Genomic DNA, 22,032 nt, shown 5'->3' on the forward strand with positions numbered 1-22,032 from the left:
TAGGTCATCGTCGCCGGTTACATCGGCTGAACGCCGATCAACAAAGCGTGCAATTTCCACACGAACAGGCCGTAGAGTACGACGCCAATGACGACCGCGATAATGTCGTTGGACACCGGGCCTGCCACAATGTTGGGGGAGCTAATGAGGCCGGCGCGCTCCTGCTGCTTGATGGCAATCCTATCGGCCACCGCCCAGGCGAGGAACGACAAGAACAGGATCAGCGAGGCCAGATCGCCATTGGCAAGAAGATGCGCCAATGCCCATGTCTTGATGGCGATAAGCATCGGATGCTTGAGCGCGGGTTTCATCCTGCCGGGCTTCGCGATGAAGACGCCGAGGAAGATCGCGGCAAACAGCATTAGGAGACCGGCGATATGCTTCATGAAGACGGGTGGTTCGTAAAGGATCGGGGCATCTGGACGGGCAAGGCCGTATCCCCAAACGAGGAGGAAGAAGCCGGCAAGCGAGAGTACCGAATAGAAGCCCTTCCACTTGTTCTCGCCCCACTGCTCGATCTTGGCGAGCCGCCATTGCGGCGCAACGATGCGGACCGAATGAACGCCGAGAAAAACAATGATCCCAAGAATCAGTACCAGCATGGTGCCCTCCCCGAAAGATGCCTGAGACTATAGCGGCATTGGAATAGTTCCAAGCTGATCGCTTGCGGTGGATCGCCGCGTCCGATCATCGCCACAATTGCCCTGTAGCGACGTTATTTCCCTTCCCGGAGCCGCGTTACCCCATCATGCGTTCGACCATCCTCGCCGCCGCATCCATGAGCCTGTTGTTTTCGATGCCGGCCCTGGCCGATGGCGGCGTGGCGGCGCGCGATACGCCGGGCGCAAAGCCGCAATATGTGTTGATCTCGTTTGACAATTCCGGCAGCAACGAGCTTTGGGATCGCAGCCGCGCACTTGCGCAGCGCAGCAATGCGAAGTTCACCTATTTTCTTTCCTGCGTCTTCCTGATCGATCAGTCCGACCGGAAGTCCTACCAGGCTCCCGGCCAGGCGCCGGGGCGTTCGAACATCGGCTTCGCCACATCGAAACAGGATATCGCAAAGCGCCTCGACAATATCTGGCGGGCGCGCAACGAAGGCAATGAAATCGCGAGCCATGCCTGCGGCCACTTCGACGGCAAGAACTGGACAAAGGCGGACTGGCAGCGGGAACTTGTCACCTACAAGCAGGTGTTGACCGGCGCCTGGGCGAAATATGGAAGCGATGCGGAGCCCGAAGGCTGGAAGCACTTTGTCGCCGACGAGATACGCGGATTCCGCGCGCCCTATCTTTCCGAGGGTCCCGCGCTGATATCGGCGCTCCGCGCTCAGGGCTATGCCTTCGACGGCAGCGGCGTTTCGCGAGGGCCGGCCTTGCCGGTGCATTCGGGCGGCATCTATCAGTTCGGGCTGCCGACGATCAGCGAAGGCCCGCAGAATCGCCCTGTGATCGCCATGGACTATAATCTTTACGTCCGCCATTCGGGCGCGGTGGAGCGTCCCGACCAGTTGAACGTGTTCGAGGGCCGCGCCTATGACGCCTTCAAGGGCGCTTTCGACCGACAGTATCAAGGCCAGCGCATCCCGTTCCAGATCGGGCTGCACTTCACGCTGATGAATGGCGATGCCTATTGGCGGGCGCTGGAGCGCTTTACCGAAGAGGTCTGCAACAAAGCCGATGTGCGGTGCACGACGTACAGCCAATATTTGAAGGAAACGGGCGGTGTTGCCATGCCCGTTGCCCGGGCGGAAGTTTCACAACCCGCGGCAAAGGGCGGCATCTGAGCCGCCCCTCACTTCGTCAGTCTCAAGCGTCTTCGGTCTGCGTGCGCAGGTAGTGCTCGTCGATCGACGGCAGTGGCTCATCATAGATCACCGCCTCGAAGGCGCGCAGGCGCTTGTAGATCGATATCAGCTCGACGATGGTCGTCCACGAATTGACGAGGTACTGGAACGACGACGTTACCTGCGAGAAGGCGCCGCTGATCTGGTTCATCGTGCCGAGCGTAATCTTGCCGGCGACGATCGAAGGGATCAGCACGATCAGCGAGAAGATATTGTCGGTCTGCAGGTAGAGATAGCGGGCGACGTTGAAGTACATATAGTGGAAATAGAGCCGGAAATAGTTGCGCCGGACATTGGCGAAAAGCTCCCTCACCACCGGCGGCTGGGCGCGGTCCTCGTGATCCTCACCATAGACGAGCTCCTTGCGGTACGCTGCTTCGACACGCTGGTTGCGGAACTGCAGGCCCGGCAATTTGACGCCAACGCCGGCGAGCACCACCGTTCCGAAGATCGACCAGAAAACGGCGGCAAAGACCAGCGGATGCGGCACTTCGCCGACGATCGGCAGTTCGGTGATATTCGCTGAAAGTGCGATCAGCACCGGGACGAAGGCAATCAAGGTCATGAAGGAATCGATGAGCCGGACGCCGAGCCCTTCCATGGTCTCGGCAAAGCGCATCGTGTCTTCCTGCACACGCTGCGAGGCACCTTCGATATGGCGAAGCTGGCTCCAGTGCGACATGTAGAATTCGTTCATGGCAGTGCGCCAGCGGAAGATGTAGTGGCTGACGAAGAAGGCGAGAAGCACGCTGACGGTGACCCCGACAAGGGCGACGCCGAGGAACTGGCTGACGCCCTCATAGAATTGTTCGTAGGTAACCGGCGCAGACTTCGACACTGCCGTCTGGATGAGATTGTAGAACGGTCCGTACCAGTTGTTGACGGCGACGCTGACCTGCACCTGGAAATAGGTGACAAACAGGATGAAGGCCGAGCCGAGCACCGACCAGCGCTGCCAGCGATGCGGGGAAAACCAGGCCCAGAATGCGGCGAAGATAACGACGACGATGGCAAAGTAGATGTAGAACCAGATGAATGGCGTCGACCAGAAGCTGGCAATGCCGATGATCGGAGGCGCATCGGGCGCCGCAGGCGGCAGGCCGAACCGGGCGCCAAGTTGCTCGCCTATGGTAAACCAGAAAAGGACGGCGAGAAGCGACCAGAGCACTGCCGAAATGAAGAAGAGCTTCGGCCTTGGGAAGAATGAAACGAACACAGCGACACGTTCTCCGTGTGAAAAGTTGCGCAATTCATAGTTGTTCTGAATTGCACTTAACAGCACGAATTGGTCAAACATCGCTCAACAGCGATTAAATTGCTGTAATGATCTGGCGATCGGAAAATGGGGATGGCGAGGCTACAGGCGGGCGATTTGAAAATCGCCCGCCTTACCGAAATAACTCAGCTGTTCTCCGACTGCGTCTCCAGATACGCCTGATCGATCGACGGCAGCGGTTCGTCATAGATCACTGCCTCGAAGGCGCGCAGGCGCTTGTAGATCGAGAGCAGTTCAACGATGGTCGGCCACGACCTGTAAAGATACTGGAAGGAATTGCTTACCTGCAGAAATGCAGTGCTCATCTGTTGCCAAAGGCCAAGCGTGATCTTGCCTGCCGCGATTGTTGGAATAAGCAGCACGTTTAGAAAGATTGCATCGGCCTGACCATAGAGAGAACGGGCGATATTGAAGTAGCCGTAATGGAAATAGAGCCGGAAATAGTTGCGGCGAACGTTGGCGAAGAGTTCCGTCAAAGCCATCGGCTGTGCACGGCCAGCGTCGTCCTCGCCCAGCACCAGTTCCTTGCGATACGCTGCCTCCACCCTCTGGTTCCGGAATTCAAGGCCCGGCAGCCTGAAACCGACGACCGCGAGCAGCACAGTGCCGAAGAGCGACCATCCGACGGCGACGATCACAAGTGAATACGGCACTTGCCCGATGATTGGGAGTTCAGTGATCTGCAGCGAGAGTTGCGCGAGCAATGGAAGGAATGCGATCAGCGTCATTGCGGCCTGAATGAAACTGACACCCAAGTCTTCGATCGTCCGCGAAAACCGCATCGTGTCTTCCTGAACACGCTGGGATGCGCCTTCGATATGCCGTAACCGGCTCCAATGGGCCGTGTAATATTCGGTCATGGCAGTACGCCAGCGAAAGACATAGTGGCTGACGAAAAAGATCGAGCCAACGCCGAGGGCGACATTGGTAAGGCCGATTGTCATGAACTGCCATTGCAACCAATAAAGTTCCGATGCCGCCACGGAACCCGGCGTTGTGATCGCCTTCTGGAAAAGATTAAAAAACGGGCCGCGCCAGGCATTGAGTGCCAGGTTCAGTTGGACGTCGAAGTAAGTCGTGAAAAGGATAAGGGCGGAGCCGAGAACCGACCACATCTGCCACCTGTGCGGCGCATACCACATCCAGAATGCGGCGAAGATGGCGACGGCGGTCCCAAAATAAATATAGAGCCATAAATACGGCTTGGTGATGAAAACAGCGGCGCCGAGGACAGGTGGCGCGCTCGGGTCTGCCGGGGGCATACCTAAGCGCGCGCCCAACGGCTCACCCGCGAATACCCAGAAAAGCACGGCAGCAAGCGACCAGAGCACGGCAGAAATAAAGAAGAGTTTGGGCTTGGGAAAAAACGATACAAACACGCGGCGCGTTCCTTATGCAATCTCTAGCAATTTATGGTTGTGAAATCAGTTGGTTAGATAATATTCTTCTCAAAGCTAGTGCACGGTGTCCGCAGTTAGGCAAGGCTCAACGTTTACTTTTGCCCAGCTTGCTGGTTGCAATGAGCAAACAATGGAGGACGCGATGGTTGGTGAAACGGATCTTGGCAAGCTTTTGGCAACGATGCGTCCGGTTCTCGCCGAGGGCGTCTATATGTTTGCGACCATTGCCAAGGGTGACTCGGCCCCGGCCGGCGTCGAGCCGGTGATGATGTTTCGCGAGGCGGAAGGCCTGACGCTGATCGTCGATGAAGCCACCGCTAAGCAATATGGGCTTGCAGCGATATTTCGCTCGCGGATGATAACGCTCGACGTTCACTCCTCGCTGGAGGCCGTCGGCTTTCTTGCGGCGATTACAGCCTGCCTTGCGAAGGCCGGCATGGGCGTCAATCCGGTCGCCGGGTATTACCACGACCACCTGTTCGTACCGGAAGATCGCGCCGAGGAGGCCATGAACTTACTGCACCAATTGGCGCAGGACGCCGGGCGAACCAGCTAGCGGCCACCCTGCCCGCGGCGCGCCGAATAGGCAAAGGCCGCGGCAACGATGAGGCTTGCCGCTGCGGCGAGCGTCGCGAAGATGAAGTCGCCGGTAATATTGGCAAGGTAGCCGCCCACGAGCGGACCGATGATCTGGCCGATACCGAAAGCCGCCGTCATCACGGCCATGACCTTGCGCGGCGAATGCGGCAAGAGTACCCGGCCCGCCTGGAAGCCGAAGGCGGTGATGACGATGAAAGTCAGTCCGAGCAGGAGACCGCCGATTATCGGACCATAGGGCGCCGGCAGGACGACGCTTGCCGCAACGCCGATCGCCTGCACCGCGCATCCGAGCGCAAGGGCAATGAAGGGGCCGGTCCGGTGCAGAAGCGGCGTCCACAGCCAGACCGAAACTGCCCCGGCGATGCCGGTCAGGAGCCAGACCAGCGCCTCCATCCACGGCCCACCCTGGCTGGAGCGCACGATGGCGATGATAAAGGTTGCAGTAATGATATAGCCAAAGCCGAATATGCCATAGGCGATATTGATCTTGATGAAAGCGGGCGTCCAGGCAAGCGGCGGCTCCTCTACCGCCGCGCCACTGCGAACGGGACCGGTCCTGATGAGCATAAGTACAGCCAGCAGGCCCAGAAGCGAGAGGATCGCAGCGCCGATCCAGTCTTCACGCCAGCCATAACCATTGGCGGAACTGAAGGCGACGAGCAGCGATGAAACGGCAATGCCGGTGCCGACTCCGCCGAAATGGATCGCCTGCAGGTCCTGGCGGTTGGCTGCGGCAAGGTGGCTGAAGACGATGGTCGCCGCAAACACCAGCATGAAGGCGCTGGCCATGCCGGCAAGGAACCGCACCAGCGAAAAGACGATGACGCCATCGCTGATGCTCATGATGAAGCAGAGGGCGGCACTCGACGCCAGCGCGAGGTAGACGAGCGGTCGTTCATAGCCGGACCACCAGCTGAAACCCGCCACCACCGCGCCGAGCAGATATCCCACATAGTTCGCGGAGGCGATAAGGCCCGCATCGCCCGGCGACAGGCCGAGATCGCTCATCATGCCTGGCAGGATCGGCGTGAAGATGAAGCGGCCGATGCCCATGCCGACGGCCATGGAAACAAGCCCGCCAAGCGCGAGGCGGACGGAGGATGAGGTCTGCGATTGCATGGCGGGACATTATCGCTGCAGTGCACACTGACAAGCCAATAAATTTGATGGTTGGGTTATTCGCGGTAATCGATTGCAGGCGGCTTGCCAACACTTAGGAAATATCCTAAGTGTTTATCCGCACGGAAGGAGGTGCGATTATGTTTGGTGCTACCCATGGTGCTGCGCAAGCGATGGCGCCGATTGACGGCATCTTCCGCGCGCTTTCAGACCCGACGCGGCGACGCGTGCTCGAACGGCTTGGAAGCAGCCCGGCTTCGGTCAGCGAACTTGCAGCGCCATTCGATATGGCGCTGCCCTCCTTCGTCGAACACCTCAAGGTGCTCGAAGGGTGCGGCCTTGTGCGGTCGGCGAAGACCGGCCGCGTGCGAACCTACCGGCTCGAACCGGAGCCGCTGCAATTGATCGAGGATTGGCTCGCGAAGCAACGTTCCCTCTGGGAACGCCGCCTCGATCAGCTCGACGACTATCTCATTCAACTCAAGGAGCAGGATAAATGACGCAGCTACCCGCAATAAATCCGGAACTCGATCTCGTTCTTGAACGCGTCGTCGATGTGCCGCGCGAACTTGTATGGAAAGCGTGGACGACGCCCGAACATATCGTCAAATGGTTCACGCCGAAGCCTTGGCAGACCACCGATTGCGAGATCGACCTTCGGCCGGGCGGCGTGTTCCGGACGACCATGCTCTCACCCGAAGGCCAGTCGTTTCCGAATGTCGGCTGCTATCTCGAAGTCGTTCCGAATGAGAAGCTCGTGTGGACCGATGCGCTGCTCCCCGGCTATCGTCCGTCGGAAAAGCCCTTTTTCACCGCCTATCTGACATTGGAACCCGAAGGAAACGGCACGCGCTACCGGGCCATCGCGATCCATCGCGACAGTGCGGGCAAGAAGCAGCACGAGGAGATGGGATTCCACGATGGCTGGGGCACCGTGCTCGACCAGATGGTCGCTTATATCAAGAGCGAAATGTAACTCGGCCTATTTCGTCAGCATCGGTGAGCCGTCGCGTGCATAGCGCTCGACGGTCGCCACCACGGCGCGCGACATCCTCGACGGCGGATCAATTCATTTGCCGTTGGCCAGCGCGATCTGCCCTACGAGTTTTGCCCATGGCATATCGAGAGCCCCATAAACGGCGCCGGCTTCGGGTCGCGCATTGTCCTTGAGGATTTCGACCATCAGGGTCGCATAGTCCGAGACGACAACACCGGCTTGAAGCATGCGCAGCAAGCCGGCCTCTCGCTTCGTCTGGTTGAATGTGCCGGACGCATCGACTGCAACATAGGCATCATAGCCCTTGCCGATCGCACTTATCGCAGGGAACGCCGCACAAACCTCGAGGGAGATGCCCGCGAAGATTAGCTTCTTGCGGCCGGTCGCTTCTATGGCGCGCGCCACGGTCGGATCATCAAAGGCATTGACCGACGACCGGTCGATTATCTTTGTGCCGGGCAGCGCTTCGACGAGTTCGGGAAACGTCGGCCCCCACATGCTATCGCTCGCCGTGGTCGTGACGATGATCGGGAGATTGAGGGCGCGGGCCGCCTTTGCCAGAGCGACAATGTTGTGCTTCAACTCCCCGGTGGAATAGTCCCGCACACCAGTCATCAGGCCGATCTGATGATCGACGAGAACAAGCGCCGTATTGTCGGAAGTGAGCGGTTCATAAGGACGGACCTGGTCGGACATTTCGTACTCCTGCGGTCGGCGTGGTTGAATTGCGGCGGCAAGCGAGGGAGCGAGGCCGAATGCCGTCGCAGCCGCTCCTATTGCTGCTGTCTGGAGGAAGTGACGCCGTTCCATGATGCCTCCGTCAATTTCCCGGACAGCCACCATGGCTCGCCCGGAGTCGCTACCTTTGCGGCGACGGGACGAACTTAAGGGCTGGCTTTCCGGCCAAGAAGAGGGCAAATTTCAGACTTAACGTCCATCTCTTTGGACGAAGGAGCCGGCATGCTCGATCTCAACGACTTTTATTATTTCTTTCAGGTTGTGGATCGGGGCGGCTTTACAGCGAACGTTGCGCGTGCCCAAATCGACATTGAGCCACAGGATCAGGCGGCTTGAGTCCGAGTTGGGCGTTCGCTTGCTCAACCGCACGACTCCACGCTGACCGCCCTGATCCCATACCGACAAGGCCTGCTGCCATTGGTTCGCGTCTTCATCGATCATCTGGCTGCCGAGCTTCCAAAGGTAGTATTCGTTTAGGCCGCCCAATCTGCATCCGCGTTCGGTCTCGCAGCGATCTGCGGCGCTGACAACACTGCCTATTTCGTCAGCATCGGTGAGCCGTCGCGCGCATAGCGCTCGATGGTCGCCACCACGGCGGCCGGCAGCGCGACACCGTTGGCATGCTGGCGGCGTGCTTCGAGACGCCGGTCGCCCGGAAGCCGCACGGCAGGCGTTTCCTTGACCGCCGTCAGCATCTGCTCGAGCCGACCGGCAAAGCCGGGCCTGGCAAACATGTCGGGATCAATGGCAATGATGAACTGGCCCGTGCGCGGCGGCCCACCTTCGCAATCGCCAAAGGATGATGCTTCGTAGGACCAGTGCGCGCCGCCAAGACCGGCAGCAAGAATATCGACCATCAGTGCAAGCCCGAAACCCTTGTAGCCTCCGATCGGCAGAAGACTACCCTCCATCGCCGCGGCCGCATCGTTGGTCGGCACGCCCTCTGCATCGATGGCCCAGCCGTCAGGCAGCGGCACACCGCGATTATAGGCGTCGATGACCGCAACCCTGGCGACGACGCTCGACGACTGGTCGATGACCAGTGGCGCATGCCCGTCACGTGGGACGGCAAAGGCGAGCGGATTGGTGCCGAAGAACGGCGTCTTGCCTCCGAAGGGCGCAATCGAGGGTGAAGCATTGGCCGTCATCAGTGCAATGAGCCCCTCGGCTGCCAGATCCTCGACAAAATAGCCGAGCGACCCGCAGGCATAGGAATTTGTGACCGACAGCGCCGCAATACCCGATTGGCGGGCGGCGTCGATGAGCGCCGGTAGTCCGAGCGCGATCGCCGGATGGGCAAAGCCGGTGCCGGCGTCAACGCGAAGCGCGACAGGCGACAATTGCTCAAGACGCGGCTGCGCGTGGCCGTCCACCTTCTTGCAGGCGGCATGGTCGCAATAGGTCGGAAGATAGGAAAGGCCGACGATCGCCTGTCCGTCACGTTCGGCCGCCGCAATTGATTTTGCGACCGCCGCCGCATTCTCCGGAGCAACGTCAGAGGCGATCAGGGCCCTCGCCGCGAGCGTTTCGATTTCGTCATAGGTCATCACCCTCTCGTCGCTCATGCCGGTATCACCTCTTGCTTCTTTTGCAGCCGCGCCAATTCCTCGAACGGAATGTGGCAGCGGATCCTGTGTTCGGGTTCGGAATCGAAGAGCGGCGGCTCCTGTTCCTCGCAGATCGCGCCGATCTTGCGCGGGCAGCGCGTATGGAAAACGCACCCGGACGGCGGATTGACGGCGCTTGGAATTTCCCCGTCGAGCCGGACGCGGCTCGGTTCGGTCTCGTCGAGCTTCGGTACGGCCGAAAGCAGCGCTTCGGTATAGGGATGGTGCGGCCCGGAGAACACGCGTTCGGACGGGCCGATCTCCATGATCCGCCCGAGATAGAGCACCGCGATGTGGTCGGACAGGTAACGAACGACGGCGAGATCGTGCGAGATGAAGATGTAGCTGACATGCTCCTTTGTCTGCAGATCGGCAAGGAGATTGAGGATCGCCGCCTGCACCGACACGTCGAGCGCCGAGGTGGGCTCGTCGCACACGACGATGCGCGGATCGCCGGCAAAGGCACGGGCGATTGCCACACGCTGTTTGAGGCCACCCGAAAGCTGGCGCGGCTTGACGCTAAGATGACGCTCTGTCAGCCGGACAGATCGGACCAGCTCGATGAGGCGTTTTTGCTGCGCCGCGCCTTTCAGGCCGGCCAGCGTCCGCAAGGCACGGCCCATGATGTGGCGGATCGAATGCGCGCGATTGAGCGCTGAATCGGGGTTTTGGAAAACGATCTGCATCGCCTTGACCTGATCGGCACTGCGGCTTTCGAGTTTCGACGCGAGCGGCTGGCCCTCGAGTTGCATCGAGCCGCCGGAGTCGGCCGGTACGAGACCGAGGAGGAGCCGGGCAAAGGTTGTCTTGCCGCTTCCCGATTCCCCGACGAGGCCGAGGGTCTGTCCCGGCATCAGATCAAGGGAAACGTCGTTGACCGCACGCAGGGCGTGGCCATGGGCAGCATAGGTCTTGTTGAGATCCTTGATGCGCAAAACCGGCTCGCCCCCATGGACCGCCGACGCTGCCGCAATGCTTCCCGGCGTCGTACGCGGCAGGTCCTGCGCGCGTTCGTGATAGTGGCACCGCGAAAGGCGGCCACCGAGGTCGTGCAGCGGCGGCAGTTCATTATGGCACCGGCTGTCGGCAAGGGCGCAGCGATCGGCAAAGGGACAGCCGGTGATCGTTGCGCCCGGCGCCGGGAGAAATCCTGGAATCGTGTCGAGCCTGATCTGGTCCTTGCGCTGGCCCCCCCGCGGCAGGCAGCGCAACAGTGCCACCGTGTAGGGATGGCGCGGATTGTTGAAAACTTCGGCGGTCGTCCCCTCCTCGACCAGCATGCCGGCGTAAAGAACGCCGACGCGGTCGCACATGCGCGAGACCACCGCGAGGTTGTGGCTGATGAACAGGATCGACGCCGAAAGTTCCTGCCTGAGCTTGGCAATGAGGTCAAGCACCTCCGCCTCGACCGTCGCGTCAAGGCCGGTGGTCGGCTCATCGAGGATCAGCATTGTCGGATCGCTGGCGAGCGCCATGGCAATGCCGACGCGCTGCTGCATGCCGCCGGAGAGCTGGTGCGGATAGCGCTGCATGACTCGCAGCGGATCTGAGATACGGACGCGGTTGAGCATGGAGATGGCCTGGTCGACCGCGGCCTGGCTGGAAATTCCGCGCAGTTCGAAAATCTCGGTCATTTGCCGCCCTATGCGGATCGACGGGTTCAGCGCCTTGCCGGGATCCTGATAGACCATCGATACGTTTTCGGCACGCATGCGGCGCAGCGACTCGTTGTCGAGCTTCATGACATTGTGGCCGGCCAAGGCGATTTCGCCGGCTGTGATGACCCCGTTGCGGGGAAGATAGCGCACGACAGACAGGGCAACCGTTGATTTACCGCAGCCGGATTCGCCGACAAGGCCATAAGCTTCGCCCGGGCGAATCGTAAGGCTCAGATCGCGCAGCACAGCGCGGTTGCGGCCGCCAACCCGATAGGCGACGGAGAGGTGATGCAGTTCGAGCGCATTGGGTGTCGATAAGTCAGTCATTCAAGGCCCCCTGCACGCCGTCGGCCACAAGATTGACGCCGATCACCAGCGAGGCGATAGCGAACGCATCGAAGAGCACGGTCCACCAGAAGCCGCCGCCGATCATCCCGTAATTGCTTGAAATGCTCAGACCCCAGTCCGGCGATGGCGGCTGGATGCCGAAGCCCATGAAGCTCAGCGTCGCAACCGCAAAGATGGCATAGCCAAGACGCACCGTCGTCTCGACGAGGATTGGCGGTATGACGTTGGGAAGGATTTCCACGAACATCGTGTGCAGCGCGCTCTCGCGGCGCAATTGCGCCGCCGCGACATAGTCGAGTTCGCGCTCCGACAGAACGGCCGAACGCACGGTGCGGGCAATGATCGGCGCAAAGCTGAGGCCAATGACGATGATGACCGTTGTCTTCGACGTTCCGAGCGCAACAATGGCGAGCAGTGCCACGATCACGACCGGGATTGCCATGAACGCCTCGAGGACGCGGCTGATCACGTCATCGACAAGTCCGCGGAAATAGCCGGTAAACAGGCCGAGCGTTGTGCCGGCGATGGTGGCCAGCAACGTCGCCAGCGGCGCGACCGTCAATATATCGCGCGACCCGACGATGACCCGCGAGAACACGTCGCGACCGAGCTGGTCGGTGCCAAACCAGTTATCGGCGGAGGGCGGCATGAGCGCGTTGATGATGTCATCCGCAAGCGGATCGTGCGGCGTAAAATATTCGCCGAAGAGCGCACACAGGACCCAGTAGACAACGATGACGAGACCCGTGATGAAAGAACCGGAGCGGCCGAGCGCCGCCACCACTTCCATTGCGGGACTACGCTTGATCGGCGGCGCGGGCAGGTCAGGCTGTTTGATATCGGTCGCCGTCATTGATCGATCCCCAGTCGGATGCGTGGATTGAGGACGGAATAGAGAAGATCGGCAATCAGCGTCGCCACCGCATAGACGATGCCGATCGTCAGGATACCGGCTTCAAGCACCGGGAAATCCTTGCCGCGTGCGGCCGTGAAGATCAGCGAGCCGATGCCCTGATACCGGAAGAGGGTCTCGACTACGACGAGTCCGCCAATGAGGTAGCCGGTCTGGGTGGCGATGACGGTAATCGTCGGCAGCAGCGCATTGCGCAGCACGTGCCGCCAGATGACCGTATGCCAGGGCAGGCCCTTAAGGACGGCAGTGCGCGTATAGTCGGCATCGAGCGCCTCGATCATGCCGGATCGCGCCATGCGCGCGATGTAGCCGAACAGCACGAGGAACAGCGGCAATGCCGGAAGGATCAAATAGTAGATTTGGGTGAAGATGCCCGAACCCGGCGGCCAGACGGCTGCGATGGGCAGCCAGTTCAGCCAGACGCCGAAGAGCAAAATGAAGATGATGCCGGTGACGAATTCCGGCAGAACGGTTGCCGAAAGACCCCCCAGACTGATGATGCGGTCGATGGGCCGATTGACATTCAGCGCGGCGATGATGCCGCCGAGAATGCCGAGCGGCACGACCATGATGAAAGCAACGAGCGCAAGCTTCATCGAATTGCCGAGCGCATCGATGACGAAAGGCGCAACAGGCGCCCGGAAAATATAGGAAGTGCCCATATCGCCTTGAACGAAATGGGAAATCCAGTCCCAGTATTGTACAAGCAGCGGCCGGTCGAGGCCGAGCGAATGGTTGAGCGCGTCGACGGCACGCTGGTCGGCGAGCGGTCCCAATATGGCGCGCCCGACATTCCCGGGCAGCACCTGCCCTCCCAGGAACACCATGATACTGAGCAGGAACAAGGTTACGATCGAAAGGGCAATGCGCTTCAGCAGAAAGGAAAGTATGGCTCTAGCTCCCATGTTAGCCAGCCCCACCTGCGCGGAGCTGGCTGTTGCAGGATGTCCGTTCCTCCCTTACGCCTTCGAGGCGCGGTCGAGATAGTTCTGCGACATTGCCGTCGGCTGCACGCCGGAAACGCCCTTTGCCGTTGCCGTGAGGTAGTCGAAGAAATAGCCGAAGATAACCGGCGTTTCCTCGAGCAGCAGCCGCTGTATCTTGCCGGCCGTCTCCTTCTGCGCCTCAAGGTCGAGCGCAGCGATGTATCCGGCAGCGAGCGTATCGTAGTCCTTGTTCTTGAAATGCGCCGAGTTCCACGTGCCTTCGCTCTTCAAGGGCGCGGAGAGGTAAACATTCGGCACGCCGCGATGGCCGTAGTCGGTGATGCCCATAACGGAATCGAGCCAGTTGGACTTGCCGAACACCGCATCGCCGTAATAGGCGCCCTGATCGAGAATGTTGAGCTGGATGTCGATGCCGATCTCCTTGACCGCATTCTGGATGAGCTGGGCATATTCCGGAATTTCCAGATAGCGCTCGGTGGTGAGCGTAACCTTGAAACCCTTGCCGGCTCCAGCCGCCTCCATCAGTTCCTTTGCCTGCTTCAGATCCTGCTGGCGCTGCGCAACGGTCGTATCCGTTGACGGAAAGGCCGGCGCAAACGGGCTGTCATTGCCAAGCGAGGCCCGACCCCGCATCAGCCCCTTTTGCAGCTTGTTGCGGTCGATGCTGAGCGCTACGGCGCGGCGCACCCGTGGATCCTTGAATGGGTCCATGTCCGTGCGCATGTGGACCTGGTGATGGGCCACGGATTTCAAGCTGATGATTTCGACGTTCGGATCTGTGAGCAGTGCGACGCCGGCAAGCACCGGCATCTGGTTGATTACGTCGACCTGACGGCCCTGAAGCGCAAGTATCATCGGCTGGATGTCGCCGAAGAAGGTGAATTCCGTCCGTGCCGGGAGTGCCTTTTCGCCCCAGTAGTCCTCATTGCGCACGAAAGATGCGCCGACCTTCGGCGTGTACTTCTCCAGCTTGAACGGCCCGGTACCGTTGAAGTTCTTCTCGAAATCGCCCTTGTAATCGGCAGGAATGATGATCGCGTTGTAGTTGTCCGACGACACCATGTAGGGGAAGTTGCCGTTTGGCGCGTCGAGGTGGAACTCCACCGTGTAATCGTCGATCTTCTTGGTAGCGCCCTTCTGCAGGAACCCGGTAAAGACCGAAAGCGCATTGGACGAGTTCGCCGGGTCGGCGAGGCGATCGATACTCGCCACGACGTCGTCGGCTTTCATCTCGCCGCCGCTGTGGAACTTGACGCCCTTGCGCAGATTGAAGGTCCAGACGTCACCCTTGTCATTCGGCTTCCAGCTTTCGGCCAGCATCGGCTTCAGGACAAGATCCGGGCCATCGAGGCACAGGAACTCGCCGCATTGCTGCAACATGAGCAAGCCGCCGGCATCGGCGACGCTGACAGGTTCGATCGCCGCGGCAGGCACGCTGCTGGCAACGCGGATCGTGGCGCCGGCCGTGCCTTGCGCGCGGGCAAGGCTGGGCATGCCGCCCATGCCGGCGGCGAATCCGACGCTGCCGAGGAAAGGCAGGGACAGGCCAAGCAGGCTGCCGTGACGAATGAATTCCCGGCGGCTTACCCTGCCGTCGACCAGTCCGTCGATGAGATGGTTTTCGAGATCTGTCCGGCCGCGCCGGAGCATATCGAGGAACTTGTAATTTTTCATGGCTTCTGCTCTTTCCCCTGGATCATGTTTTAACCGAACGATGAGTTAGGCAGCGCTCCTGGTCGCCGAGTTGCCGGATCGTCCGTGACCGACAAACTTAAGATGCCTTTTCCTCCGATCGCGTAATGCCCGGTCTTGGCGCCGGGTCAGGCAGCAAGCGAAAATTCTCCTTTTCAGTTCAGCGGCAAGCGCCGGTAGGTACCGGGCTTCGCAGAGTCGTGATACTTGTTCTTCGGGCCGTTCTCGGCAAAATCCCTGTGGCAGGCAGCAAGGCGGTCCCGATCGAGTGTAACTCCGAGTCCCGGCCCTTCTGGCACTGGAACGACATTGTTTCGCGGTGAAAACGGCCCTTCCTCGATGACGTCCGTGGTTTGCATTCGGAAAAGCGACTGGTTCGGCTCCCTTATCCAGCCGAGCGCCGCGCAGAGGTGAAGGTAAGCGGCGCTGCCGACGCCCGAATCGCCGCTATAGCACCAGAAATCGATGCCGGCGTGTTCGCAGGCACCAATGAAGCGGACGAGGCGGCCGATGCCGCCGTGGGTCGCGGGGTTGCCGACAATCGCGTCCGGCACCCGCAGTTCCATGGCGCGGGCAATGTCGATGTTGTGCGTCGAGAACGGTATCGAACAATGGCGACGCAATTCACGCATTTCCTCGATTGTCGCGACAGGATCTTCCCAGTTGCGAACGTTCAGCTGCTCCAAGGCTCGCACAAGTTGCCGAGCAGTTGCAAGTGAATAAGCTTGGTTGGAATCGATTCGCAGCATCACATCGTCGCCGAGCTTCTTGCGGATGAGTTCGAGCATACGCAGCGAGACCTTCGGGTCTTCGGTCGAGAACTTTCCCTCGAAAAACGTGGTCCCGAACTGCTCGTTGAGCTCGACGCAATAGTCGGCAACTTCCTCCGGGGTCTTCTCGCCAATCGTGGCCGCGCCATCGCCGCGCAGGGAGAAATAATCGGTGAAAGGTATTTCCTTGCGCACCGCCCCGCCGAGCAATTGATAGAGCGGCTGGTTCCAGGCCTTGCCACGAATGTCCCAGAGCGCCATCTCGATTGCGCCAAAGGCGAGGATGCGCGTGCGATCGTTGATGCTCTGGACGCCGGTCCAGAACGGCAGGCAAACGTTCTCGGCGCCGGCAATATCGATCGGATCGCGCCCGATCAGGCGAGGCGCCAGCGTGTCATTGATGATCGCGGCGGCGGCCGAACTCGGCGCTTCGCCGAGCCCCATAATCCCATCATCGGTTTCGACTTCAACGATGGTTGGCGAAAAGCCGTCGAGTTCGCCGAACACCCAGACATAGGGCGCTTCGAGCGTCAGGTTGATTGGGGTTGCGGTAATGCGGCGGATTTTCATTGTTAGTGGCTCAATTCGAGAAACGGCTTGCCGAGCAGATCGGGATCGACATCGATGCCGAGCCCCGGACCGTCCGGCACGCCCATGCGGCTGCCGACAACCGGGGGCGCGTTGCGTGCAGTGCGGACCGTCACCCATTCGTGAAAGGCGATGGCATGCAAGCGCCGCTCTTCCGGCGTCGATAGCGAGAGGTGGGCCATGGCAGCCGTGTCAACCTCGGCGCCGCCTGTGTCTTCCACCGTGATCATGAAGCCGAGATCGACGGCGACGTCGCGGATCTGGCGGGTCTTGGTGACGCCGCCGAGCCGCGAGATCTTGAGGGTCAGTCCGTCAGCCGCGCCCTTGCGATGAATTTCGAGCATCTGTTCGAGCGAGGTGACCGATTCATCGAGCACCATCGGCTTGTCGAGCGAACGGCGAACGGAGAGGCAATCGTCGATCGCGAGGCACGGCTGCTCCATCGTGTAGTCGATGGCGCGTGTCGCATCGGCGAACTGGCGTGCCTGATAGGCGGTCCAGCCGCCATTGGCATCACAGAAGATCACCGTACCTTTCGGCACCGCGGCAGCGACGGCGGTCACCCGCTCGATATCGTCGTGGACCTTGCCGCCCACCTTGACCTGCAGGCGATGAAACCCTTCGCCGACGATGCGCCTGGCAAGATCAACCATCGCGTCGACGGAGCCGTGGGTGACGACCTTGTAGAGATCGGCCATATCGCTTTCGCGGCCGCCGAGCATCGTCACCAGCGGGACCTCGGCGGCGCGGGCCGTGAGGTCGCAGCAGGCCATGTCGAAGGCAGCCTTGATATAGGGGTGGCCGTTGAAGACAGTATCCATCAGTCGGTTTATCTGCGCGAGCCCGCGCGGGTCCCTGCCGAGCAGATGTGGCGCGATTTCCGGAACACCTGCCCTGGCGCCTGCGGCAAAGGCAGCCGAATAGAAGTTTCCAAGTGGCGCCATCTCGCCCCAGCCGGTCACCCCGGTGTCGGAGGTAATAGAAACGAGGATTGCATCGAAACCGTCGGCACCACGCCCCTTCGACATATTGTAGCGGCCGCCGACAAAGGGTTGCATAAGACTGTAGGCTTTGATGGACTTGACCTGCACGATAACCGTTCCCGTGTTATTATCTGTGGAGAGCGCCTGCGGTCCGCGCTCAATTGTCGAGGCGTTTGCGGCTCCCCGGCTTCTTGGCGGCCTGCCTCTCCTCAAGCCCGCGCGCAAAAGCAACAAGTTCCTCAAAATCGAGGGCGATGTGCTCACGGGCGTGCCGCTGCGCCGCTTTCATGTCCTTGCCTTTGAGAAGACGCACATATTCCTCGTGCACGTCGAGCGAGGGCACCGGTTCGTTGCGTGCCCGTTGATGCAAGGCGAAATACATCTGCAGGCGGCTGGTGAGGCGCTGCCACGTATCGAGCAGGAGCGGGTGATCGGCCCATTCATAGATCAGGCCGTGCAGCTGCAGCGCCGTCTCGATCTGCCTGGTCGTGTCGATGTCGAGGGTCGCCTGCTTCACTGCAGCATGACGTCTGTCAAGTTCGGCAAAGAAGACCTCGGTGCGGAGCGGCCACGTTCTTTCGATGGCAAATTCGTCGAGAACCTGGTTGAGCGAATAGGCATCCTCGATATCCTTCGCCGTCACTTCGATCACGAATGTGCCCGCATAGGGAATGCTGGTAAGAATGCCCTCCTGGACCAACTCGCGCATGGCTTCGCGCAAGGGCGCGCGGCTCACCCGCATCTGTTCGGAGATGCGCAGTTCGTTGAGTTTCTGGCCAGGTTCGAGCTTGCCGGTGAGGATGGCCCGTTTGAGTAGGCTGACGATTTCGGCCCTGCGGGTCGTATCGACAATGGGGTCAAAATCCGTAGCGTTCATGGATGGATCCTCGTTCCGATGCAAGAAAATCAGATTGTCGACAATATTGCAATCGAGAACTCGCAGCATTAGCATCGACATGTCGATCTGACCGCTTTAACAGCAGACTGACCGAGACGTAACGCGTACCTATCCACCGGAGATCGACATGACCTTGACGGGCTTTTTGCAGCTCACCGCTTCGACATTCACGTTCCTGCTCGCCGCGACGTGCGCAAAGGCATGGGCGCTGGCGCCGAGCAACGCGAAGCTGGTTCTAACCATTGTTCTCTATTCCGTCGGCAATCTCATCATGCTGCGTCTGGTACGCGAGTTCGGCATGGCATCGGCTTTCAGCCTCTCGGCTGTCATCCAGCTTATTGCGGTCAATCTCATCGCGCTGGTTTTCTTTGGCGAGAAGCTGTCGATTGTTCAATCCTTCGGCATCATCTTTGCTATACTTGCGGTCGGACTTATAACATTCGGGTCCGCCACCGAATTATCGGCAGGAGACGCGATGCCGGAGGAGCATCAGGCGAAGCTGGTTCGCGTATCGGGCCGCGTACAGGGCGTAAGCTACCGCGTCTGGACGCGCATGGAAGCGCGCAAGCTCGGATTGGGGGGTTGGGTCCGCAACGAACCGGACGGGAGCGTATTGGCCTTTATCGAGGGGCCGGAGAACGCGGTATCCTCGATGCTCGATCGGTTCTGGCAGGGGCCGCCCGGTGCGTCGGTAAAGGATGTCGTGTCTGAGATTGCAGAGCCAGAAAATCTGTCGGGGGAGTTTCGGATAACGTCGTAAATGCGAGGACTTCGATGCGCAGGCTCATTCTCTTTCGGCATGCAAAATCGGAATGGCCGGCGGGCGTCGAGGACCATGAACGGCCGCTCGCCAAACGTGGCCGGCGGACGGCGCCATTGATGGGTGCGTTCCTAGCGCGTCAGCAGTTGCTTCCCGATCTTACCCTCGTTTCGACCGCGAGAAGAGCCATGCAGACGTTTGAGCTGGCATCCGCCGAATTTGGAGTAAAGCTCGAATGGAAAGCCGAGCCGCGCCTTTACGATGCACCCGTCAACGCACTCCTCGACGTTGTCAGGCAGGCACCCGCCACCATCTCGACCCTGATGCTCGTCGGCCACAATCCCGGGCTTGAAGAGTTCGCGCGCCAGCATGTGGCGGGTGGGCCCGAACCCGATCTTTCGCGGCTGCGCGAAAAATTCCCGACCGCCGGCATTGCCGTGATCGATTTCAATGCCAAGGACTGGACAGCTGTTGAAACCGACCGCGGCGAACTCAAGCGGTTCGGGACGCCGAAGTCGCTCGAAGATACAAACTAAAAACCGAGCCTAGAGCCGCGGCGTCAGGCTGAGCTTCATGTGGCGGTTGACATCCTTATAGAGCAGATAGCGGAACTTGCCCGGACCGCCAGCATAGCACGCCTGCGGACAGAAGGCGCGGAGCCACATGAAATCGCCCGCCTCCACTTCAACCCAATCCTGGTTGAGCCGGTAGACGGCCTTGCCTTCGAGTACGTAGAGACCATGTTCCATGACGTGGGTTTCGGCAAAGGGAATGACGGCGCCAGGCTCGAAAGTCACGATCGTCACGTGCATGTCGTGGCGCAGATCAGACGGATCGACAAAACGCGTCGTCGCCCACTTGCCCTCTGTGCCCGCCATCGGCGCCGGCGCAATATCCGCTTCATTCGCGAAAAAGGCTTCCGGCATGTCGATGCCTTCGACGGCTTCATAAGCCTTGCGGATCCACTGGAAGCGGACCGGGGCGCTGCTCTCGTTGCGAACTTTCCAGTTGCTTGCCGGCGGGATGAAGGCAAAGCCGCCGGGCTGCATCACCTGCTTCTTGCCATCGAGCGTGACGCTCAGTTCGCCTTCGAGAATAAAAAGCACGCCCTCGGCGCCAGCGTCGAGTTCGGGCCGCTCGCTGCCGCCGCCGGGTGCGACTTCCATGATATATTGCGAAAATGTCTCGGCAAAGCCGGAGAGCGGACGCGAAAGCACCCAAAGCCGGGTGTCGTCCCAGAACGGCAGGAGGCTCGTGACGATATCCATCATCACGCCCTTGGGGATCAAGGCATAGGCTTCGGTAAACACCGCGCGGTCTGTCAGAAGCTGCGTTTGCGCGGGTGCGCCCCCGTGTGGAGCGGAATAAGTTCGTTGAGCCATGGCCATTTCCTCTGCGTCTCCCGCCGAAGGCGGGCCTCGAAATCCAGATAACGCCTTCCTCAATAGCCAAACAAGGGCCGATTCATACCCCTTAAAAAATTGAAAGTGCTTGCACGTTTAACGCGAGCCACGGCCGGTCAAAATTTGTTGATGCGACAGGGCAGGCCAGCGGCTCCTACCTATCGGCCGATCAGGGAGGAGCGTCCCTCCCTAGCGCGCCTCCATGTCGTTGTTTCGTGACGTCAGCACCCGGTCGACCAACCCCCACTCCACCGCCTGCTCGGCGTTCATGAACTTGTCGCGGTCAAGTGTCCGTTCCACCTCTTCGTAGGTTCGCCCGCAATGCTTGGCGTAAAGTGTGATCATGCGATGTTTAACCTGTGCCATTTCCTCGGCATGGATCAGGACATCGGACGCTTGGCCCTGAAATCCTCCGAGCGGCTGATGGACATGTAGGCTGGCATTCGGCAAGGCAACCCTGTGCCCCGGCTCGCCGCCCATGAGAAGAAAAGACCCCATCGATCGCGCAGTTCCCATGCACAATGTGTGTACGGGAGCGCGGATGAACTGCATGGTGTCATACATGGCAAGCCCGCTGGTAATCACGCCGCCATAGGAATTGATGTAGAGCGCGATGGGCAGCTTGGGGTTTTCCGCTTCGAGGAAAAGCAGCTGCGCGCAGACCGTTGCCGACATGGCATCGTTCACCTCGCCGTTCAGAAACACGATACGCTCGCGCAGCAAGCGCGAATAGATATCGAATGAGCGTTCTCCACGCGAGGATTGTTCCACCACCATAGGGACGAGTTGCATCGTGTCGCGCATGCACAACCTCCAGATTTCCGATTGATGTTTTGAGTATTAAGCGGCGAGCAGCATTCTTGGCACGGCGTCGTTCGCAGCCCCCCGGGCTATTGTTCGCCGGTGAACGATTCCAAAAATGGTACCGCCACGGCCATTTGCACGTATGCTGAAAGTCACGATGCCTTGGTGGTGCGGCGGCTCGGTCTCCTCGATCAGCAACTCAAGTTGTTCGCGTTGCGTTTCGTGCAGAACCTCGAGCACATTCTGGTCCGGGAGCCAGCGCTTGCGAAAGGCTTCGACGCTGATCGCCTTCCAAACCTTGTCTGGGTCGGCCTCGAATTCGAAGCTAAACTTGAGCTGCGGCTCGGAACGTGAAGGGGCTTCATTCACTGGTCCATCTCCTTGAGCAGGTCCGCCAGATCGGCAGCGCGATCAGGCCAATAGGTGCGATATTTGGCAAGCCAGTTGACCAATATCAAAAGGCCATCGGGCTCGACTTCATATTGGGTAAACCGCCCTTCGCGGCGCTCCTTCAGAAGCCGCGCTTCGCGCAGGACCGACAGATGCTGCGACATGGCGGGCTGGGTTATGCCAAAGCCTTGACGCAACTCTGTGGCATTCTGCGGCGCGGCTGCGAGCTTTTCAAAAATGGCCCGGCGCGTCGGATCAGCAAGGGCTTTGAAAACGATTTGTTCCATAGATTGAG

The 22,032-nt window shown here is 60.0% G+C and carries 24 protein-coding genes and 1 pseudogene; 8 read left to right on the top strand and 17 right to left on the bottom strand.

The features are described from left to right. Window positions 1–17: 17 nt before the first annotated feature. Complete coding sequence (locus tag BR48_RS0104015) at window positions 18–602, bottom strand: NnrU family protein (protein ID WP_027230122.1); 585 nt, start codon at window positions 600–602, stop codon at window positions 18–20. Between the two features lie 146 nt (window positions 603–748). Between BR48_RS0104015 and BR48_RS23755 the strand changes: the two genes are divergently transcribed. Next, window positions 749–1,786, top strand: coding sequence for a polysaccharide deacetylase (locus BR48_RS23755; protein ID WP_081815750.1), 1,038 nt, complete (start codon window positions 749–751; stop codon window positions 1,784–1,786). Between the two features lie 22 nt (window positions 1,787–1,808). Here BR48_RS23755 and sbmA (BR48_RS0104025) read toward each other — a convergent pair whose 3' ends face one another. Both sbmA (BR48_RS0104025) and sbmA (BR48_RS0104030) read right to left on the bottom strand, forming a co-directional pair. Continuing rightward, window positions 1,809–3,062 (bottom strand): peptide antibiotic transporter SbmA, encoded by a 1,254-nt coding sequence (gene sbmA, locus BR48_RS0104025; protein ID WP_027230123.1) that lies wholly within the window; start codon window positions 3,060–3,062, stop codon window positions 1,809–1,811. Between the two features lie 185 nt (window positions 3,063–3,247). Then, entirely contained in the window at window positions 3,248–4,501 is a 1,254-nt protein-coding gene (gene sbmA, locus BR48_RS0104030) for a peptide antibiotic transporter SbmA (protein ID WP_027230124.1), read from the bottom strand. 163 nt (window positions 4,502–4,664) lie between these two features. Between sbmA (BR48_RS0104030) and BR48_RS0104035 the strand changes: the two genes are divergently transcribed. After that, window positions 4,665–5,078 (top strand): ACT domain-containing protein, encoded by a 414-nt coding sequence (locus BR48_RS0104035; RefSeq protein WP_027230125.1) that lies wholly within the window; start codon window positions 4,665–4,667, stop codon window positions 5,076–5,078. Here the strand turns inward: BR48_RS0104035 and BR48_RS0104040 are convergent. Next, complete coding sequence (locus BR48_RS0104040) at window positions 5,075–6,241, bottom strand: YbfB/YjiJ family MFS transporter (protein ID WP_027230126.1); 1,167 nt, start codon at window positions 6,239–6,241, stop codon at window positions 5,075–5,077. The two genes, BR48_RS0104035 and BR48_RS0104040, sit on opposite strands and share 4 nt — an antisense overlap. Window positions 6,242–6,381: 140 nt before the next feature. On the opposite strand from BR48_RS0104040, the gene BR48_RS0104045 reads away from it, so the two are divergent. Next, window positions 6,382–6,741 carry a metalloregulator ArsR/SmtB family transcription factor gene (locus BR48_RS0104045; RefSeq protein ID WP_051614523.1) on the top strand — a complete coding sequence of 120 codons (360 nt, stop codon included), beginning with the start codon at window positions 6,382–6,384 and terminating at the stop codon, window positions 6,739–6,741. Next, window positions 6,738–7,217, top strand: a complete 480-nt coding sequence (locus BR48_RS0104050) for an SRPBCC family protein (protein WP_027230128.1) — start codon at window positions 6,738–6,740, stop codon at window positions 7,215–7,217. Before BR48_RS0104045 ends, BR48_RS0104050 begins: the two co-directional genes overlap by 4 nt. A gap of 93 nt (window positions 7,218–7,310) precedes the next feature. Here BR48_RS0104050 and BR48_RS0104055 read toward each other — a convergent pair whose 3' ends face one another. After that, complete coding sequence (locus BR48_RS0104055) at window positions 7,311–8,048, bottom strand: isochorismatase family protein (protein ID WP_036813836.1); 738 nt, start codon at window positions 8,046–8,048, stop codon at window positions 7,311–7,313. 223 nt (window positions 8,049–8,271) lie between these two features. On the opposite strand from BR48_RS0104055, the gene BR48_RS26585 reads away from it, so the two are divergent. After that, entirely contained in the window at window positions 8,272–8,358 is an 87-nt protein-coding gene (locus tag BR48_RS26585; RefSeq protein ID WP_245273378.1) for a LysR family transcriptional regulator, read from the top strand. A 154-nt stretch (window positions 8,359–8,512) separates the two neighbouring features. On the opposite strand, the gene BR48_RS0104065 is transcribed toward BR48_RS26585, so the two are convergent. The 8 genes from BR48_RS0104065 to BR48_RS0104100 all read right to left on the bottom strand — a co-directional run bounded on the left by BR48_RS0104065 (window position 8,513) and on the right by BR48_RS0104100 (window position 18,359). Then, window positions 8,513–9,541, bottom strand: coding sequence for an Ldh family oxidoreductase (locus BR48_RS0104065; protein ID WP_027230131.1), 1,029 nt, complete (start codon window positions 9,539–9,541; stop codon window positions 8,513–8,515). Next, window positions 9,538–11,568 carry an ABC transporter ATP-binding protein gene (locus tag BR48_RS0104070; RefSeq protein WP_027230132.1) on the bottom strand — a complete coding sequence of 677 codons (2,031 nt, stop codon included), beginning with the start codon at window positions 11,566–11,568 and terminating at the stop codon, window positions 9,538–9,540. Before BR48_RS0104070 ends, BR48_RS0104065 begins: the two co-directional genes overlap by 4 nt. Continuing rightward, entirely contained in the window at window positions 11,561–12,442 is an 882-nt protein-coding gene (locus BR48_RS0104075) for an ABC transporter permease (protein WP_081815751.1), read from the bottom strand. The genes BR48_RS0104070 and BR48_RS0104075 overlap by 8 nt, the downstream gene beginning before the upstream one ends. Beyond that, window positions 12,439–13,407 (bottom strand): ABC transporter permease, encoded by a 969-nt coding sequence (locus tag BR48_RS0104080; RefSeq protein ID WP_197030329.1) that lies wholly within the window; start codon window positions 13,405–13,407, stop codon window positions 12,439–12,441. The genes BR48_RS0104075 and BR48_RS0104080 overlap by 4 nt, the downstream gene beginning before the upstream one ends. Window positions 13,408–13,461: 54 nt before the next feature. Continuing rightward, a complete protein-coding gene (locus BR48_RS0104085) occupies window positions 13,462–15,123 on the bottom strand; it encodes an ABC transporter substrate-binding protein (protein ID WP_027230135.1) in 1,662 nt (553 codons plus the stop codon). A gap of 173 nt (window positions 15,124–15,296) precedes the next feature. Next, window positions 15,297–16,481, bottom strand: a complete 1,185-nt coding sequence (locus BR48_RS0104090) for a mandelate racemase/muconate lactonizing enzyme family protein (RefSeq protein ID WP_027230136.1) — start codon at window positions 16,479–16,481, stop codon at window positions 15,297–15,299. Window positions 16,482–16,483: 2 nt separating this feature from the next. Next, window positions 16,484–17,590 (bottom strand): mandelate racemase/muconate lactonizing enzyme family protein, encoded by a 1,107-nt coding sequence (locus tag BR48_RS0104095; RefSeq protein WP_027230137.1) that lies wholly within the window; start codon window positions 17,588–17,590, stop codon window positions 16,484–16,486. A 49-nt stretch (window positions 17,591–17,639) separates the two neighbouring features. Beyond that, a complete protein-coding gene (locus BR48_RS0104100) occupies window positions 17,640–18,359 on the bottom strand; it encodes a GntR family transcriptional regulator (RefSeq protein WP_036813843.1) in 720 nt (239 codons plus the stop codon). A gap of 148 nt (window positions 18,360–18,507) precedes the next feature. Between BR48_RS0104100 and BR48_RS23760 the strand changes: the two are divergent. From BR48_RS23760 to BR48_RS0104115, 3 genes and pseudogenes are all read left to right on the top strand, one after another. Further along, a pseudogene (locus BR48_RS23760) lies at window positions 18,508–18,825 on the top strand (hypothetical protein); the annotation flags it as partial. A gap of 30 nt (window positions 18,826–18,855) precedes the next feature. Continuing rightward, window positions 18,856–19,140 (top strand): acylphosphatase, encoded by a 285-nt coding sequence (locus tag BR48_RS23765; protein WP_036813851.1) that lies wholly within the window; start codon window positions 18,856–18,858, stop codon window positions 19,138–19,140. A gap of 14 nt (window positions 19,141–19,154) precedes the next feature. Continuing rightward, window positions 19,155–19,676 carry a histidine phosphatase family protein gene (locus BR48_RS0104115; protein ID WP_027230139.1) on the top strand — a complete coding sequence of 174 codons (522 nt, stop codon included), beginning with the start codon at window positions 19,155–19,157 and terminating at the stop codon, window positions 19,674–19,676. A gap of 9 nt (window positions 19,677–19,685) precedes the next feature. Here the strand turns inward: BR48_RS0104115 and BR48_RS0104120 are convergent, their stop codons facing one another. The 4 genes from BR48_RS0104120 to BR48_RS0104135 form a co-directional block, all read right to left on the bottom strand. Next, the gene (locus tag BR48_RS0104120; protein ID WP_027230140.1) at window positions 19,686–20,522 is read right to left on the bottom strand and encodes a bifunctional allantoicase/(S)-ureidoglycine aminohydrolase; all 837 of its coding nucleotides are present in this window, start codon (window positions 20,520–20,522) and stop codon (window positions 19,686–19,688) included. Window positions 20,523–20,732: 210 nt separating this feature from the next. Beyond that, complete coding sequence (locus BR48_RS0104125; RefSeq protein ID WP_027230141.1) at window positions 20,733–21,347, bottom strand: ATP-dependent Clp protease proteolytic subunit; 615 nt, start codon at window positions 21,345–21,347, stop codon at window positions 20,733–20,735. Between the two features lie 36 nt (window positions 21,348–21,383). Further along, window positions 21,384–21,716: a hypothetical protein gene (locus BR48_RS0104130; RefSeq protein ID WP_027230142.1), complete on the bottom strand. Its 333-nt coding sequence runs from the start codon at window positions 21,714–21,716 to the stop codon at window positions 21,384–21,386. Continuing rightward, complete coding sequence (locus tag BR48_RS0104135; protein ID WP_027230143.1) at window positions 21,713–22,024, bottom strand: metalloregulator ArsR/SmtB family transcription factor; 312 nt, start codon at window positions 22,022–22,024, stop codon at window positions 21,713–21,715. Before BR48_RS0104135 ends, BR48_RS0104130 begins: the two co-directional genes overlap by 4 nt. Between the last annotated feature and the right edge of the window lie 8 nt (window positions 22,025–22,032).

The sequence above is a fragment of the Phyllobacterium sp. UNC302MFCol5.2 genome, from assembly GCF_000686005.1.
GTDB classification, from domain to species: Bacteria; Pseudomonadota; Alphaproteobacteria; order Rhizobiales; family Rhizobiaceae; genus Phyllobacterium; species Phyllobacterium pellucidum.

What these genes read in the sequence shown, in the direction of transcription:
- BR48_RS0104090 (WP_027230136.1), bottom strand. Translation starts at nt 16,481, where the DNA reads ATGAAAATCCGCCGCATTACCGCAACCCCAATCAACCTGACGCTCGAA.
- BR48_RS23765 (WP_036813851.1), top strand. Translation starts at nt 18,856, where the DNA reads ATGCCGGAGGAGCATCAGGCGAAGCTGGTTCGCGTATCGGGCCGCGTA.
- BR48_RS0104115 (WP_027230139.1), top strand. Translation starts at nt 19,155, where the DNA reads ATGCGCAGGCTCATTCTCTTTCGGCATGCAAAATCGGAATGGCCGGCG.
- BR48_RS0104040 (WP_027230126.1), bottom strand. Translation starts at nt 6,241, where the DNA reads ATGCAATCGCAGACCTCATCCTCCGTCCGCCTCGCGCTTGGCGGGCTT.
- BR48_RS0104015 (WP_027230122.1), bottom strand. Translation starts at nt 602, where the DNA reads ATGCTGGTACTGATTCTTGGGATCATTGTTTTTCTCGGCGTTCATTCG.
- BR48_RS0104080 (WP_197030329.1), bottom strand. Translation starts at nt 13,407, where the DNA reads ATGGGAGCTAGAGCCATACTTTCCTTTCTGCTGAAGCGCATTGCCCTT.
- BR48_RS0104045 (WP_051614523.1), top strand. Translation starts at nt 6,382, where the DNA reads ATGTTTGGTGCTACCCATGGTGCTGCGCAAGCGATGGCGCCGATTGAC.
- BR48_RS0104065 (WP_027230131.1), bottom strand. Translation starts at nt 9,541, where the DNA reads ATGAGCGACGAGAGGGTGATGACCTATGACGAAATCGAAACGCTCGCG.
- BR48_RS0104055 (WP_036813836.1), bottom strand. Translation starts at nt 8,048, where the DNA reads ATGGAACGGCGTCACTTCCTCCAGACAGCAGCAATAGGAGCGGCTGCG.
- BR48_RS0104035 (WP_027230125.1), top strand. Translation starts at nt 4,665, where the DNA reads ATGGTTGGTGAAACGGATCTTGGCAAGCTTTTGGCAACGATGCGTCCG.
- BR48_RS23755 (WP_081815750.1), top strand. Translation starts at nt 749, where the DNA reads ATGCGTTCGACCATCCTCGCCGCCGCATCCATGAGCCTGTTGTTTTCG.
- BR48_RS0104135 (WP_027230143.1), bottom strand. Translation starts at nt 22,024, where the DNA reads ATGGAACAAATCGTTTTCAAAGCCCTTGCTGATCCGACGCGCCGGGCC.
- BR48_RS0104075 (WP_081815751.1), bottom strand. Translation starts at nt 12,442, where the DNA reads ATGACGGCGACCGATATCAAACAGCCTGACCTGCCCGCGCCGCCGATC.
- BR48_RS0104070 (WP_027230132.1), bottom strand. Translation starts at nt 11,568, where the DNA reads ATGACTGACTTATCGACACCCAATGCGCTCGAACTGCATCACCTCTCC.
- BR48_RS0104100 (WP_036813843.1), bottom strand. Translation starts at nt 18,359, where the DNA reads ATGAACGCTACGGATTTTGACCCCATTGTCGATACGACCCGCAGGGCC.
- BR48_RS0104120 (WP_027230140.1), bottom strand. Translation starts at nt 20,522, where the DNA reads ATGGCTCAACGAACTTATTCCGCTCCACACGGGGGCGCACCCGCGCAA.
- BR48_RS0104085 (WP_027230135.1), bottom strand. Translation starts at nt 15,123, where the DNA reads ATGAAAAATTACAAGTTCCTCGATATGCTCCGGCGCGGCCGGACAGAT.
- BR48_RS0104050 (WP_027230128.1), top strand. Translation starts at nt 6,738, where the DNA reads ATGACGCAGCTACCCGCAATAAATCCGGAACTCGATCTCGTTCTTGAA.
- BR48_RS0104125 (WP_027230141.1), bottom strand. Translation starts at nt 21,347, where the DNA reads ATGCGCGACACGATGCAACTCGTCCCTATGGTGGTGGAACAATCCTCG.